The organism is Pseudomonas brassicacearum subsp. brassicacearum (genome assembly GCF_008801605.1).
In the GTDB taxonomy this organism is placed as follows: Bacteria; Pseudomonadota; Gammaproteobacteria; order Pseudomonadales; family Pseudomonadaceae; genus Aquipseudomonas; species Aquipseudomonas brassicacearum.
In genome coordinates this window covers 852,691-868,467 of sequence record NZ_VZPJ01000001.1, presented here as the reverse complement: position 1 = coordinate 868,467, position 15,777 = coordinate 852,691, and the positions used below count along the sequence as shown (strand labels likewise).

The 15,777-nt window shown below is 62.3% G+C and carries 11 protein-coding genes; 3 read left to right on the top strand and 8 right to left on the bottom strand.

The window, feature by feature from the left end:
* Positions 1 to 26: 26 nt before the first annotated feature.
* The 4 genes from F7R20_RS03800 to F7R20_RS03785 all read right to left on the bottom strand — a co-directional run bounded on the left by F7R20_RS03800 (position 27) and on the right by F7R20_RS03785 (position 3,963).
* Positions 27 to 890 carry a LysR family transcriptional regulator gene (locus tag F7R20_RS03800; protein WP_003200177.1) on the bottom strand — a complete coding sequence of 288 codons (864 nt, stop codon included), beginning with the start codon at positions 888 to 890 and terminating at the stop codon, positions 27 to 29.
* A 63-nt stretch (positions 891 to 953) separates the two neighbouring features.
* Positions 954 to 2,672, bottom strand: a complete 1,719-nt coding sequence (locus F7R20_RS03795; protein WP_003200178.1) for a hydrogenase maturation protein — start codon at positions 2,670 to 2,672, stop codon at positions 954 to 956.
* Between the two features lie 214 nt (positions 2,673 to 2,886).
* Positions 2,887 to 3,201 (bottom strand): SCP2 sterol-binding domain-containing protein, encoded by a 315-nt coding sequence (locus F7R20_RS03790; RefSeq protein WP_003200180.1) that lies wholly within the window; start codon positions 3,199 to 3,201, stop codon positions 2,887 to 2,889.
* A gap of 51 nt (positions 3,202 to 3,252) precedes the next feature.
* Positions 3,253 to 3,963 carry a histidine phosphatase family protein gene (locus tag F7R20_RS03785; RefSeq protein WP_003200182.1) on the bottom strand — a complete coding sequence of 237 codons (711 nt, stop codon included), beginning with the start codon at positions 3,961 to 3,963 and terminating at the stop codon, positions 3,253 to 3,255.
* 226 nt (positions 3,964 to 4,189) lie between these two features.
* Between F7R20_RS03785 and sohB the strand changes: the two genes are divergently transcribed.
* Positions 4,190 to 5,221 (top strand): protease SohB, encoded by a 1,032-nt coding sequence (gene sohB / locus F7R20_RS03780; protein WP_003200184.1) that lies wholly within the window; start codon positions 4,190 to 4,192, stop codon positions 5,219 to 5,221.
* Between the two features lie 205 nt (positions 5,222 to 5,426).
* Here sohB and F7R20_RS03775 read toward each other — a convergent pair whose 3' ends face one another.
* A complete protein-coding gene (locus F7R20_RS03775) occupies positions 5,427 to 5,921 on the bottom strand; it encodes a DUF934 domain-containing protein (protein WP_003200186.1) in 495 nt (164 codons plus the stop codon).
* Complete coding sequence (locus F7R20_RS03770) at positions 5,905 to 7,563, bottom strand: nitrite/sulfite reductase (RefSeq protein WP_003200188.1); 1,659 nt, start codon at positions 7,561 to 7,563, stop codon at positions 5,905 to 5,907. Before F7R20_RS03770 ends, F7R20_RS03775 begins: the two co-directional genes overlap by 17 nt.
* A gap of 503 nt (positions 7,564 to 8,066) precedes the next feature.
* Here F7R20_RS03770 and F7R20_RS03765 point away from each other — a divergent pair.
* A complete protein-coding gene (locus tag F7R20_RS03765) occupies positions 8,067 to 9,206 on the top strand; it encodes an ABC transporter substrate-binding protein (protein ID WP_003200192.1) in 1,140 nt (379 codons plus the stop codon).
* Between the two features lie 74 nt (positions 9,207 to 9,280).
* Here the strand turns inward: F7R20_RS03765 and F7R20_RS03760 are convergent, their stop codons facing one another.
* Positions 9,281 to 9,499 (bottom strand): DUF2970 domain-containing protein, encoded by a 219-nt coding sequence (locus F7R20_RS03760; protein WP_003200193.1) that lies wholly within the window; start codon positions 9,497 to 9,499, stop codon positions 9,281 to 9,283.
* Positions 9,500 to 9,553: 54 nt separating this feature from the next.
* Complete coding sequence (metH, locus tag F7R20_RS03755; protein WP_003200194.1) at positions 9,554 to 13,264, bottom strand: methionine synthase; 3,711 nt, start codon at positions 13,262 to 13,264, stop codon at positions 9,554 to 9,556.
* 156 nt (positions 13,265 to 13,420) lie between these two features.
* Between metH and F7R20_RS03750 the strand changes: the two genes are divergently transcribed.
* Positions 13,421 to 15,712 (top strand): fatty acid cis/trans isomerase, encoded by a 2,292-nt coding sequence (locus F7R20_RS03750; protein WP_003200197.1) that lies wholly within the window; start codon positions 13,421 to 13,423, stop codon positions 15,710 to 15,712.
* Positions 15,713 to 15,777: the final 65 nt, after the last annotated feature.

The following is a 15,777-nucleotide window of genomic DNA, read 5'->3' as shown; positions in this document are numbered from 1 at the left end:
TGGGCGAGGCCCTCACTCTCATAAACTCAGGTCAATGGATCCCAGCGCTGCGACCAGTCGCTGCCGGTCTTGACGATCTCTCGCAACACCTCGAATGCCTGCTGCAACGCTGCTGAATCCCGATCGCGGGAGTAGACCAGGTAAGTGGGGTAGTTGAATTCCGGTGCCTTGGGCACCCGTTCCAGGATGCCGCTGTCCAGGTAGCTCTGCACGACCCGGGTGCGGAAGTAACCGCTGCCGCCGTTTTCCAGGATGTACTGCAAGGCCAGGGGACCGAGGTTGAAGGTCACGGCGGCCTTGGCCTTGTCCGGTAGCGCGGTGTCGTGTTGGCGGCGGAAGTCAGCACTCCAGTCGATGTACACGTAGGGTTCGGGACGGGCGGCCAGGCGTACCAGGATGAGTTTTTCTTCCAGCAGCTGTTCTACCTGCAGGCGCGGCCAGTATTCGGGTTGATACACCACCGCCGCGTCCAGCAGCCCCAGCTCCAGCTGTTGCAGCAGTTTCTCGCCGTCGCGGATGTCCATGCGCAGGGCATGGCCGGGAATTTTCTGGCGCAGTTCGCCGGCCCAGGCGAGCATCAAGGGATTGCACAGGCTGACCTCGCCTCCCAGGTGCAAGACGTTGCGATAACCCTCGGGCAGTGGCAGGTCCCGGCGGGCTGCTTCCCAGGTCTGCACGAGCTGGTTGGCGTAGACCACAAACGCCTCGCCGTCGCTGGTCAAGCGCGCGCCGGCACGGTTGCGCACGAACAGCGCGCAGCCGAGCTGGCTTTCGAGCTTCTGCACCCGGGCGGTGATCGCCGTCTGGGTCACGTGCAGCTTTTCGGCCGCAGCAGCGAGGCTGCCGTGGCGGACGATTTCCAGGAAGGTGCGGGCGAGGTCGATGTCCATGTTCAGGCCGATACGGGGGAAGCGGGCATTGTAAGAGCTGCCGCGCCTCGCCGATACCGGGCATTATTGGACGGCTTGGGCCTGTGCTGTTCGCGCCCAAGGGGCGACCAGGCGTTCTGGTGTGCGGCAGGCCTTGTGCTTGAAGACGAACCCACGGCACTTGTCGGCGAAGCCGTGGCGATTGTCCACCATGTCATGTCGCATCTGCGCGAGTTCGCCATCGCGGCACGCCTGGATCGCTGACAGGCTCCGCTCGGCCTTGCGAACCCGGATGCTTTCATAGTTCGGATCGAGCAGCGCACTGTTGGCTCGCTGCAGCAGCCACAGGCCGAACTCGTCGGGGCAGCGTGGTCCGATCTCCTGGACCATGCCGTAGCGCAACGCCTGGAGGGCGCTGATCGGCAGGCAGTCCTGGGTGAGTTTCCAGGCCATGTCCGGGCCGACCGCGCGGGGCAGGCTGTAGGTCCAGTATTCGGAGCCGTACAGGCCCATGGTCGCGTAGTGCGGGTTGAGCACGATGTCACGGCGCGCCAGCACGATATCGGCCGCCAGAGCCAACATCACACCGCCGGCCCCGGCGTTACCCGTCAGGCCGCTGACCACCAGTTGCCGTGCGCTGAACAACTCAAGGCAAACGTCATCGATGGCCTGGATGTTGGCCCAGGCCTCCAGGCCGGGTTCGGCGGCGGCCTGGATAACGTTCAGGTGCACACCGTTGGAAAAGCTGCCGCGCCCGCCGCGGACCAACAGCACCTGGGTGTCCCGGGACTTGGCCCAGCGCAATGCCGCCACCAGCCGTTGGCATTGCTCAGTGCTCATCGCCCCGTTATAGAACTCGAACGTCAGCTCTCCCACATGGCCGCATTCCCGATAGCGAATGGGTTGGTAAGGCTCATCGCTGAACGGCTGGCGAGCCAGGGAACCGTCGAGCATCGGGACGCCTTCGAGCCGGTTAGACAATACGTGGCGCGCCGGACGCTTGAAGGTCTGTTCGCCGGGCTGCGGCTTGCGGCGCAGGGCGCCGATCCACAGGCTTGCATCCCCTGTCGCCACCAGCACCGCATCGTCACGCACGGCCAGCAGTTCGCCGGGCAGGCCGTGACGAACGTCCGGATGGGCGTCGTACAGGTAAAACTGCTCGCCGGCCAGGCTTGCCAGCACTCCGGGTTGACCGTCGGCGGCATCGATGCAGCGTTTGATGAAGCCGGTGCTGTCGTGCCAGCTGAAGGTGCGATGGGCCTGGGTCATGTTCGGTTGCAGGCGTCCGACCACGTCATGACGGTCATAGTCCAGTGGCACCGGGATGAAACCGTCGAGGTATTTTTCCACGACCTCGCGGATGCAACGAATGGCCGCATCGCTGACCGGGCCGTTATACAGCTCGGATTTGCGCAGGCCTTGGGGCAGGTCGAATTCGCAAGTGGCCCAGACTGGCCCGGCGTCCATTTCCTCTACCGCCTGCAACGCCGTGACACCCCAGCGTTCGGGCTGCCGAGTGATCGCCCAGTCCAGGGCGCTGGCGCCGCGGTCGCCGACAATTCCGGGATGAATGATCACCACCGGGCGCCGCGGGTTGCGCCATAACTGCTCGGGTACGCGGTCCTTGAGGAACGGGCAGATCACCAGGTGGGCGCCGCTTTCTTCGATTTGCCGGCAGACCGAGGCCGGATCGGTGAACAGCACGACGCTGGGGTGATAGCCGGCCTCGCGCAGATCCAGCCAGGCGCGTTGGGTCAGGCCGTTGAAGGCACTCGACAGCAAAATGATCTTCAGTGTGGGCATGAGTCTCTTCCGTGAGATGAGCAGGCGCCGGCTCCCGATGAGCCGTCCCTGGCTTGATGGAAGCGCTACGTTAGCGGCTGGGGGAAGAGCGACAACTGACAGGGATCAAGGTTGTGAGTGCAACGCGGGATCAGGGGAGGGCAAAAACACGAATCCCGCCACGGGGGCGGGATTCGTCTGCAATCAAAGGCCCGCGAAGAACGCGAGCGCAGTCTCAGCCTGGGAACAGCTCGGACAGTTTCATGGCCAGCATCATGTCGCCTTCGGCGCGCAGCTTGCCGCCCATGAACGCTTGCATGCCGTCGGTGCTGCCGTCGACGATGCCTTGCAGGGTTTCGCCGTCCATCACCAGGGTCACCTGGGCGTCCGGGTTTTCACCTTCCTGCAGTTCGCAGGTGCTGTCCTTGACGACCAGCGAGAAGTTCTTGGTATCGTCGATGCGGAAACCGAATACCAGGTCCAGGCCGGCAGCGGCGGCTGGGTTGAACTTGGCTTTCATGGCTTGTACGGCGTCGGCTACGGAGGTCATGGTTTCGATCCTTATTTGGGTGGTACAGCAAGGGTCTACAGTAATCCGGACTCAGCGAAAGGTGATGAGGTCCGGGGCCTTCAGCAGTTGCAGGTGGGCATGGCTGTTGAAGGAAGCCAGGGCCACCTCGCGGCCCCTGAATTTCAGGTGGTTGAGCGAGGTGTTGACGATTTGCCAGTTCAATTCGAAGGCCTGTCGGGCCGGTATCCGGGTGATCAGGTGGAGCAGGGCAGTGATGGTGCCGCCGGAGGTGAACACGGCGATTTTATGGGTGTTGTCGGCTTGCTCCAGGATGCGGTGCAGGCCCGCCTGGACCCGCTCGACAAAACCCAGCCAGCTTTCCAGGCCCGGCGGGTCATACTGGCCGCTGAGCCAGCGTTCGACGATCAGTGCGAAGATGCGCTGGAATTCGGCGCGGTTCTGCGCAGCGTTGCGCAGGATATGCAGCGCCTCGGGCTCTTGGGGAAGCATGTCCGGCAGCAGGGCGCGAATGACCGCGTCGGCATCGAACTCGTTGAACGCGGCGTCGATTTCCAGCTCGGGAACCGGCAACCCGGCGGCGGACATCTGGCCCAGCGCACCGATGGCGGTATCCTGTTGGCGACGCAGGTCACCCGAGAGGCAGCGATCGAATACGACACCGAGCTCCGCCAGGTGACCGCCGAGCACTTGCGCCTGGCGCACGCCATTGGGTGAAAGGACATCGTAGTCGTCCGCACCAAAGGAGGCCTGGCCATGTCGAATCAGATAGATACTGCCCACGTCCTCGTCATCCCGGTACGTTGAAGGTTTGGCGAGGTTATGGGGATGGCGGTGAGCTGTCAATGAAAAAACATACGCTTGTTTGAAATGCCCGTTGCAGCCTTGTCCTGCCTCGCTCGCGTTAAGGTAACCAGCGGTTTCATGACTGGTCGCGACGCAGGCGCATGGGTATGCTGGGACCGTTACGCGCCTGCGTTCAGTGGCGCATTGCATTTAAGGAGTTGCTGTGGAGTTTTTCATCGAGTACGCCGGTTTCCTGGCCAAGACCGTGACGTTGGTGATCGCCATCCTGGTGGTGCTGGCCAGTTTTGCGGCGCTGCGCAGCAAGGGGCGACGTAAGTCGACCGGCCAGTTGCAGGTGAGCAAACTCAACGATTTCTACAAGGGGCTGCGTGAGCGCCTGGAACAGACGCTGCTGGACAAGGATCAGCTCAAGGCCCTGCGCAAGGCCGAAGGCAAGGCTGAAAAGGCCGGGAAGAAAAACAAGGACAAGCCGGCGGCCAAGCCCCGGGTGTTCGTGCTGGATTTCGACGGTGACATCAAGGCCTCGGCCACCGAGAGCCTGCGTCATGAAATCACTGCGCTGCTGACCCTGGCGACGCCGAAGGATGAAGTGGTGCTGCGCCTGGAAAGTGGCGGCGGCATGGTCCACAGCTACGGCTTGGCCTCGTCGCAACTGGCGCGGATCCGTCAGGCCGGCGTGCCGTTGACAGTCTGCATCGACAAGGTCGCGGCCAGCGGCGGCTACATGATGGCGTGCATCGGCGAGAAGATCATCAGCGCTCCCTTCGCGATCCTGGGCTCCATCGGCGTCGTCGCGCAATTGCCCAACGTCAATCGGCTGCTGAAGAAACACGACATCGATTTCGAAGTGTTGACGGCCGGGGAATACAAACGCACGTTGACGGTGTTCGGCGAAAATACCGAGAAGGGCCGGGAGAAATTCCAGGAAGACCTGGACATCACCCATGAGCTGTTCAAGAACTTCGTGTCCAACTACCGCCCGCAACTGGCCATCGATGAAGTGGCGACCGGTGAGGTCTGGCTGGGTGTCGCGGCGCAGGGCAAGGGCTTGGTGGACGAGCTGAAAACCAGCGATGAATACCTGGCCGAACGCGCCAAGGGTGCCGAGCTGTACCACCTGCACTACGCCGAACGCAAAAGCCTGCAGGAACGCATCGGCATGGCGGCCAGCGGCTCGGTGGATCGCGTGCTGCTCAGTTGGTGGAGCCGCCTGACCCAGCAGCGGTTCTGGTAATTCGGGGGCAGAACCGCCAATTCCCTGTGGGAGCGAGCTTGCTCGCGATAGCGGCGGCACAGCCAACATCCTCTGTCCAGACACACCGCCATCGCGAGCAAGCTCGCTCCCACAGTGGTTCGGGGGGGAGCTGGGCATTGATCATTCAGAAACAAAAAAGCCCTGAACCGGTACACCCGGCTCAGGGCTTTTTCATAGGGCTTTCTCAGCGACGACGGAACAGCGGCAGCGGCTCGTCAGTGGCTGCCTGGTAGGTCACCGAGAAGTCCTTGAGGCTTTCGAGGGCTTCGTAGGGATCTTTGTCGGCGCGCAAGGCAAAGGCGTCGAAGCCGCAGCGGCGCATGTAGAACAACTGGTCGCGCAGTACGTCGCCAATCGCCCGCAATTCACCCTTGAAACCATAGCGGTCACGCAGCAGGCGGGCGTTGGAGTAGCTGCGCCCGTCGGTGAAGGCCGGGAAGTTCAAGGCGATGACCTGCAACTGGTTGGCGTCCTCGCCGATTTCCTCGGCTTCCTCGTCGGCGTCCAGCCACACGCCCAGGCCGCCGTCGCGGGCCTTGAGGGCGTGGGCATGATCGCGCCACAGGGCCAGGGGCACGATCAGGTCGTCACAGTTGGAGATGCCATCGAGGGTCGCGTCCTTGGGCAGCAGGTGCCAGGTTTCGTCGACAACCTCGTTGTTCTTAATGATTCGCTGCATAGACGCGTTCCTTGAAGAGGTCGATGCCAATACGTTGGTAAGTGTCGATGAAGCGCTCGTCTTCGGTACGTTGTTCGATGTACACGTCGATCAGCTTCTCGATCACGTCAGGCATGTCGTCCTGGGCAAACGACGGGCCGAGGATCTTGCCCAGGCTGGCGTCGCGGCTACCGCTGCCGCCCAGGGAGACCTGGTAGAACTCTTCGCCTTTCTTGTCCACGCCCAGGATGCCGATGTGGCCGACGTGGTGGTGACCACAGGCGTTCATGCAGCCGGAAATGTTCAGGTCCAGCTCGCCGATGTCGAACAGGTAGTCCAGGTCGTCGAAACGACGCTGGATCGATTCGGCGATAGGGATCGACTTGGCGTTGGCCAGCGAGCAGAAATCGCCGCCCGGGCAGCAGATCATGTCGGTCAGCAGGCCGATGTTCGGGGTGGCGAAACCTTGCTCGCGCAGCTCGCCCCACAGGGTGAACAACTGGCTCTGTTCAACGTCCGCCAGGATGATGTTCTGTTCGTGGGAGGTGCGCAGCTGGCCGAAGCTGTAGCGCTCGGCCAGGTCGGCCACGGCGTCCAGTTGCTTGTCGGTGATGTCGCCTGGCGCGACGCCGGTCGGCTTCAGGGACAGGGTCACCGCGACATAACCCGGCTTCTTGTGGGCCAGGGTGTTGCGGGTGCGCCAGCGGGCGAAGCCTGGGTGTTCCTTGTCGAGGGCTGCCAGTTCGGCGTCCTGATTACCCAGCGCCTTGTACTGCGGGTCGACAAAGTGCTTGGCAACGCGATGCACTTCGGCTTCCGTCAGGGTGGTCTGGCCGCCACGCAGGTGAGCCATCTCGGCTTCGACCTTCTCGGCGAACACTTCAGGCGTCAGGGCCTTGACCAGGATCTTGATCCGCGCCTTGTATTTGTTGTCGCGACGGCCGTAGCGGTTGTATACCCGCAGGATGGCGTCGAGGTAGCTCAGCAGGTCCTGCCACGGCAGGAACTCGTTGATGAACGCGCCGACCACCGGCGTACGCCCCAGGCCACCGCCGACCAGTACACGGAAGCCCAGCTCGCCGGCCGCGTTGTAGACCGTTTCCAGGCCGATGTCGTGGACTTCGATGGCCGCACGGTCCGAGGTCGAGCCGTTGATGGCGATCTTGAACTTGCGCGGCAGGTAGGCGAATTCCGGGTGGAAAGTCGTCCACTGGCGGACAATTTCGCACCACGGGCGCGGGTCGATCAACTCGTCGGCTGCGACACCGGCGAACTGGTCGGTGGTGACGTTGCGCAGGCAGTTGCCGCTGGTCTGGATCGCGTGCATCTGCACGGTGGCCAGTTCGGCGAGGATCTCGGGCACATCTTCCAGGGCTGGCCAGTTGTACTGGACGTTCTGCCGGGTACTGATGTGGGCGTAGCCCTTGTCGTAGTCGCGGGCAATTTTCGCCAGCTTGCGCACCTGGCGCGAGGTCAGTTGGCCATAAGGCACAGCCACGCGCAGCATCGGGGCGAAGCGCTGGATATATAAGCCATTCTGCAAGCGCAGAGGGCGGAATTCTTCTTCGCTCAGCTCGCCTGCCAGATAGCGTCGGGTCTGATCACGGAACTGCTTGACGCGGTCCTCGATGATCCGCTGATCGTACTCGTCATATACGTACATATAAGTCTCGGTCTCAGGCTTGGGCCGATCAGAAACAGCTGCATGTTGGCTCGCTGGAATCGGGTTCTGCCTCGGCAATTCTGCGCGCACGGCCGCGCACTCCTAGAGGAGCCGGTGCAAGATACCTGTTTTGAGTTATGCGCAAAAGTGATGTTTGAGTATATGTAAAGAACCAAATCGACTAATGAGATTGATTATTGCCTAACCCACATTTGTCGTACGGGCAATCATCGTCTTAACTGTGGTCGAGTCCCTATGCAATCACCTACAAAACCGACAAGAGGCGATGCAATGAGCAATCCGACCAAAGCAAGGAAAAGCGACAGTACTGTTGATGCCTGGGCCATTTTGTTCCTGATTATCCTGGTGGTGGGCTCCGCAGTGTTCTGGGTCAGTCATCAATAAGTTCGAGCCGTTGCAGGCCACATGAAGGTCGCGCGTTCATGTGCCCGTTCGCCACCCGGGTCGTTATACTGGGTGGCGTATTATTTGGGGCGGGCGGGATGTCGAAGTTTATCTGTAGGCTACTGGGGCTGTTATGCCTGTCATTCTGGGCCCAGGCCCAGGCCGCCCATGTGGTTTCTTCTTCGTCCGAGGCGTTGCCTGGCAGTTCGGCTGCTCCTTCAGTCGTGTTCCTTAACCCGGGGTACTCCACCGAGCCCTTCTGGGTCAGCTACACCGAATTCATGCAAGCGGCGGCAAGCAAACTGGGCTTGCGGCTGCGCGTGGAGTATGCCGAGCGCGATCCCCAGCGGATGATTCGCCAAGCGCGCGAGGCCGTCACGGCCAAGGACCGTCCGGACTATCTGGTGTTGGTCAACGAGCAGTATGTCGCCCCGCGGATCCTGCAGTTGGCGCAGGGCAGTGGGGTCAAGCTGTTCCTGGTGAACAACACGTTGACCAGCGATCAGACTCGCCTGCTGACAGAGAACGGTGCCCCACCTCCCGAGTTGCTCGGCAGCCTGGTGCCCAATGATGAGCGCAGCGGTTACCTGATGCTCAAGGAACTGTTGCGACAATACGGACCGTTGGCGCCTGGGCAGACGCTCGATCTGCTGGCTTTTTCCGGGAAGAAACTCACCCCTTCGGCGCAACTGCGCGAGAAAGGCCTGCTCCGGGCGCTGGCCGAGCACCCGCAAGTGCATCTGCGCCAGTTGGTCTATGGCGAGTGGAATCGCGAACGGGCTCATGAGCAGGCAAGCCAGTTGATCAAGCGCTATCCGCAGACCGCGCTGGTCTGGTCGGCCAATGATGAAATGGCCCTGGGCGCCATGCAGGCGTTCGAGGAGGCGGGTCGCCAACCGGGCAAGGATGTGTTGTTCAGCGCCATGAACAGCTCCAGGGCGGCGCTCCAGGCCCGCATCGACGGGCGCTTGAGCGTGCTGTTCACCGGGCATTTCAGCTTGGGAGGGTGGGCCATGGTGCTGCTCCATGATCACGCCCGGGGCGTCGACCTCGCGCGTCATGGCGGCTACAACCAGCAGATCGACCTGATGCAATCGCTCGATCCGGCCCGTGCCCGCGCGTGGTTGAACATGAATCCGGCCAAGGACTATCGCCTGGACTTCAAGCGCTTCAGCCTGGTGTCCCACCCGGATGGCGAGCGTTATGCCTTTTCGCTCGATGCACTGGGGCGGCGCTAGAGCGGCTCAGATCGAGATGGGCGATATGGCTGTTTCGGTTCGCAAGAGAGCTGTTTCCATACTGTGCAGACGTTCTATACGTCCGCAAAGTACAACACCAGATTGACGATCCCATACAACGTCAACCCGAAAATCACCGTAAACAGGATGCCGAGGATGATGAAGTGGCTCGGCTTGCCATGGGTGAAGTCGCGGGCGCGGTTTTTTCCGCTTTGCACGCCGAAGGCCGCCGCTCCCACGCTGTGGAGCATTTGCCAGAGGGTGGGCGGCTTATTTTCGGTTGGTTCGTCCATGATGCTCTCCATACACAAGGTCGTATGTAGAGAGCATAGCCAATTGCTGCGCACTCAGTTGTCGTAACCCAGGTTTGGCGACAGCCAGCGCTCCGTCACGCTCAGGTCCTGGCCCTTGCGGGCGGTGTAGCTCTGGACCTGGTCCTTGTCGATCTTGCCCACGGCGAAGTATTGCGCCTGGGGGTGGGCGAAATACCAGCCGCTGACCGCTGCTGCCGGGAACATGGCGTAGTGTTCGGTGAGGAACACACCGCTGCGCCCGGCCTTCAGTTCGCTGGCCTCGGGGTCGAGCAGGCGGAACAGGGTGGCCTTCTCGGTGTGGTCCGGGCAGGCCGGGTAGCCAGGGGCAGGGCGGATGCCGGTGTACTGCTCCTTGATCAGGGCGTCGTTGTCCAGGCTCTCGTCCTGGGCATAGCCCCAATAGTCTTTGCGCACCTGCTGGTGCAGCCATTCGGCACAAGCTTCGGCCAGTCGGTCGGCCAGGGCCTTGACCATGATCGAGTTGTAGTCGTCGCCGGCTTCCTGGTAGGCCTTGGCGACTTCTTCGGCACCGATGCCAGCAGTGGTAATGAAACCGCCGACGTAGTCGGTCACCCCGCTGTCCTTCGGCGCGACGAAGTCGGCCAGGGAGAAGTTCGGCTTGCCGTCGGTCTTGATGATCTGTTGGCGCAGGTGATGCAGGCGGGCCAGTGGCTTGCCATCGTCGCCGTAGACTTCCAGGTCATCGTCGTGCACCTGGTTGGCCGGCCAGAAACCGAACACGGCGCGGGCGCTGATGAGTTTCTCGTCGATCAGCTTGCGCAACATCGCCCGGGCATCGGCGTACAGCGCGGTGGCGGCTTCGCCGACCACTTCGTCGGTGAGGATGCGCGGGTATTTGCCGGCCAGGTCCCAGGAAATGAAGAATGGTGTCCAGTCGATGTATTCGGCCAGGACGTTCAGGTCGATGTTGTCCAGTACTTTGGCGCCCGTGAAGGTCGGCTTGACCGGCTGGTAGCTGCTCCAGTCGAACTGTGGCTTCTTGGCCACGGCGGCGGGGTAGCTCAGGCGTTCGGTGCGGGCGCTGCGGTTGGAAGTACGCTCGCGTACGTCGATGTAGTCCAGGCGGGTTTTCTCGACGAAAGCCGGCTTGAGCTCCTTGGACAGCAACTGGGTCGCCACGCCTACGGCGCGGGAGGCGTCGGTGACGTAGATCACCGCGTCGTTGCTGTACTTGGGCTCGATCTTCACCGCCGTGTGGGCCTTGGAGGTGGTGGCCCCGCCAATCATCAGCGGCAGGTGGAAGCCCTGGCGCTGCATCTCGCGCGCCACATGCACCATCTCATCCAGGGACGGGGTGATCAGCCCAGAGAGGCCGATAATGTCGCACTTCTGCTCCTTGGCCACCTGCAGGATCTTCTCCGCCGGCACCATCACGCCCAGGTCGACGATGTCATAGCCGTTGCAACCGAGCACCACGCCGACGATGTTCTTGCCGATGTCATGCACGTCGCCCTTGACCGTGGCCATCAGGATCTTGCCCTTGGCCTCCGGCTTGTCGCCTTTTTCCGCCTCGATGAACGGGATCAGGTGGGCCACGGCCTGCTTCATCACGCGGGCGGACTTGACCACCTGGGGCAGGAACATTTTGCCGGCGCCAAACAGGTCGCCGACGATGTTCATGCCGGCCATCAGCGGGCCTTCGATGACCTCGATCGGGCGGGCGAAAGACAGTCGCGATTCCTCGGTGTCTTCAACGATGTGGGTGGTGATGCCCTTGACCAGCGCATGCTCCAGGCGCTTGTTCACTTCCCAGCCGCGCCATTCCTCGGTTTCCGCTTCCTTGACGCTGCCGTCGCCCTTGTACTTGTCGGCGATGGCCAGCAGGGCGTCGGTGCCTTCGGGGGTGCGGTTGAGGATCACGTCTTCCACGGCGTCGCGCAGCTCCGCCGGGATCTGGTCGTAGATCTCCAGTTGGCCGGCGTTGACGATGCCCATGGTCAGGCCCGCGCGGATCGCATAGAGCAGGAACACCGAGTGGATCGCCTCGCGCACCGGGTTGTTGCCGCGGAACGAGAAGGACACGTTGGAGACCCCGCCCGAGGTCAGTGCGTAGGGCAGTTCGTCACGGATGTAGGCGCAGGCGTTGATGAAATCCACGGCATAGTTGTTGTGCTCTTCGATACCGGTGGCGACGGCGAAGATGTTCGGGTCGAAAATGATGTCTTCCGGTGGGAAGCCGACTTCATTGACCAGGATGTCGTAGGAGCGCTTGCAGATTTCCTTCTTGCGCGCCTCGGTGTCGGCCTGGCCGGCTTCGTCGAAGGCCATCACCACCACGGCGGCACCGTAGCGCTTGCACAACTTGGCGTGATGGATGAACTGCTCGACGCCTTCCTTCATGCTGATGGAGTTGACGATGCCCTTGCCCTGGATGCACTTGAGGCCGGCTTCGATCACCTCCCACTTGGAGGAGTCGATCATGATCGGTACGCGGGAGATGTCCGGTTCGCCGGCAATCAGATTGAGGAAGGTCACCATGGCCTTCTTCGAATCGAGCATGCCCTCGTCCATGTTGATGTCGATCACCTGGGCGCCGGCCTCGACCTGTTGCAGGGCCACTTCCAGGGCCTCGGTGTAGTTGTCCTCGCGGATCAGCCGGGCGAACTTGGCGGAACCGGTGATGTTGGTCCGCTCGCCGACGTTGACGAACAGCGAACTGCGATCGATGGTGAACGGTTCCAGGCCCGACAGGCGGCAGGCCCGCGGGATCTCCGGGATTGGCCGCGGCGCATAGCCGGCCACGGCCTTGGCGATGGATTCGATGTGCGCCGGGGTGGTGCCGCAGCAGCCACCGACAATGTTCAGGAAGCCGCTCTGGGCGAACTCTTCGATGACCTTGGCCGTTTCGGCTGGCAGTTCGTCGTATTCACCGAATTCGTTGGGCAGGCCGGCGTTGGGGTGGGCCGATACGTGGGTGCTGGCCTTGTTCGACAGCTCCTCCAGGTACGGACGCAGTTCGCTGGCGCCGAGGGCGCAGTTCAGGCCCACGGAGATCGGCTTGGCGTGGGCCACCGAGTTCCAGAAAGCTTCGGTGGTCTGGCCCGAGAGGGTGCGGCCGGAGGCGTCGGTGATGGTGCCGGAGATCATGATCGGCAGTTCGACGCCCAGTTCTTCGTAGACCCCTTGCACGGCAAAGATCGCCGCCTTGGCGTTCAGCGTATCGAAAATGGTTTCGATCAGGATCAGGTCGGCGCCGCCTTCGATCAGGCCCTTGGTGGCCTCGGTGTAGTTTTCCACCAGTTCGTCGAAGGTCACGTTGCGGTAGCCGGGGTTGTTCACATCCGGTGACAGCGAGCAGGTGCGGCTGGTCGGGCCGAGCACGCCGGCGACGAAGCGCGGCTTGTCCGGGGTTTCCAGGGTCTTGGCGTCGGCCACTTTACGGGCCAGGCGCGCGCCTTCCAGGTTCAGCTCGTAGGCCAGGCCCTGCATGCCGTAGTCGGCCTGGGACACCTGGGTGGCGTTGAAGGTGTTGGTCTCCAGGATGTCGGCGCCGGCATCCAGGTAGGCTTTTTCAATGGCACCGATCACGTCGGGGCGGCTGAGCACCAGCAAATCGTTGTTGCCCTTGACGTCGCTCGGCCAGTCGGCGAAGCGCTTGCCGCGGTAGTCCTGTTCTTCCAGCTTGTAGCTCTGGATCATCGTGCCCATGCCGCCGTCGAGGATCAGGATGCGTTCCTTGAGGGCTTGCTGGAGAAGATAAAGGCGAGCGCTGCGATCAGACATAGGACTACCTGGAAAAAAAGACCATTACGAAGGCCGGGATGATAGCAAACCTGTGCAGGATTTGATCATGAGGGGCTTTTGCATGAATATCGCTCATGTTTGCAAGGCGATGCTGGCCCGGTAGAATCGCCGGACTATCTATTAGGGACCCGAGACATGCCGTACCGCGTCTTATTCGGCAGTCTGTTGCTGCTGTTGTGTTTTACCGCAGCGGCCGGGAGTCTCGCTCCCGCGATCTCCTACACCCGCGACATCCAGCCGATCTTCACGGAAAAATGCGTGGCCTGTCATGCCTGCTATGATTCCGCCTGCCAGTTGAACCTGGGCAGCGGCGAAGGCGCGGCACGGGGGGCGAGCAAGCTGTCGGTGTACGACGGCGAGCGGCGCCAGGCGGCCGATCCGACCCGTTTGTTCTATGACGCCTCCGGCCAGCGCGCCTGGCAGCGCAAGGGTTTCTATTCGGTGCTCGATGCACAAGGCAGCCAGGCTGCCCTGATGGCGCGCATGCTGGAGTTGGGCCACCGCACGCCGTTGCAGCCCAACGCCAAACTGCCGGAAGAGATCGTGCTGGGCCTCAATCGTGAAAACAGTTGCGCGATGCCCGATCAATTCAACGAATACGCCGGTGCCCATCCCAAGGAAGGCATGCCCCTGGCCGTCACCGGCCTGACCGACCAGCAATACCAGACCCTGCAACGCTGGCTGGCCGCAGGCGCCCCCATCGATCAGCAGGCCCTGGCCCCGAGTGCCGCCGAAGCCTTGCAGGTGGTGCAATGGGAAAACCTGCTCAATGCCCCTGGCGCCCGGGAAAGCCTGGTGGGCCGCTGGTTGTTCGAGCATTGGTTCCTGGCGCACATCTATTTCAAGGACGGTGAGCCGGGGCATTTCTTCCAGTGGGTCCGTTCGCGCACGCCCACCGGCCAGCCGATCGACCTGATCAATACCCGTCGTCCGAATGATGACCCCGGTACCAGCGTCTATTACCGGCTCTGGCCGGTGCAAGGGGTGATCGTACACAAGACCCACATCACCTACGGCTTGAGCGCGGCGAAGATGGCGCGCATCAAGAGCCTGTTCTACAGCGGCAAATGGCAGGTTTCCGCGTTGCCGGGCTACGGTCCGGAGCGCCGGGCCAATCCGTTCTCCACCTTCGAAGCTATCCCGGCCCAGGCTCGCTACCAGTTCATGCTCGATAACGCCGAGTATTTCGTGCGCACCTTCATTCGCGGGCCGGTGTGCCGGGGCCAGATTGCCACGGACGTGATCCGCGACAATTTCTGGGCGTTGTTCCAAGCGCCCGAACACGACCTGTACATCACCGATCCGAACTACCGCGGCCAGGCCACGCCGCTGCTGGCGATGCCGGGGCAGAACGACGATGTGGGCAGCGTCGTCAGCCTGTGGCTCGACTACCGGGACAAGCGCAACGAATACGAAGCCTTGCGCCGCGACGTCTATGCCGACGCTCCGGCGCCGAGTTGGTCGACGCTGTGGGCCGGGAACGACAATGCGTTGCTGAGCATTTTCCGGCACTTCGACAGCGCCTCGGTCAACAAGGGCCTGATCGGCGAAGTGCCGCAGACGATGTGGCTGTTCGACTTCCCATTGCTGGAACGCACCTATTACCAATTGGCGGTGAACTTCGATGTATTCGGCAACGTGTCCCACCAGGCCCAGACCCGGCTGTATTTCGATCTGATCCGCAACGGTGCGGAGCAGAACTTCCTGCGCCTGATGCCGGCCGACTCCCGGGAAGGCTACCTTGACGACTGGTACCAGGCCGGCGGCAAATTCAAGATGTGGCTCGATTACGAGACCATCGATGATGACAAGCCGACCGCCCTCAAGCTCGACGAGCGCGACCCCAAGGGCGATTTCGCCCTGCAATTGCTGGCCCGTTACGGCGAGCTGAATGCGCGCCCCGATCCGATCAACCGCTGCGACGGGGCCTACTGCTCGCGCCCGAACATCGACCCGTCGCTGCAAAACGCCGAACAGGCCCTCAGTCGGCTGGTGTCACGCCCGGCGGCGGGGCTCAAGGTGATCGACCAACTGCCGGAAGCGACCCTGCTGCGCGTCGAAACCGCCAGCGGTCATCGTGAGGTCTACAGCCTGCTGCGCAACCGAGCCCACAGCAACGTGGCGTTCCTGCTGGGCGAGGAGGCGCGCTACCAGCCGGGGCTGGACACGCTGACGGTCTACCCGGGTGTGCTCAGCAGCTATCCGAACTTCATGTTCAACATTCCGGCCGAGCAAGTGCCGGCGTTCGTCGAGGCCATGCAAGGCGCCCAGGATGCATCGGCGTTCGAGCGGATTGTCGAGCGCTGGGGCATTCGCCGCAGTCACCCACAGTTCTGGCACTACTTCCATGACCTGAGCCAGTACATCCAGGAGACGGAGCCCGTGGAAAACGGTGTGCTGGACATGAATCGCTACCAGAACCTCTGATCGACAGCACCGGTGGCAAACTCCGTGCCGCCGGGCTCTTTCCTGACAAAAATACTAGGACTTTG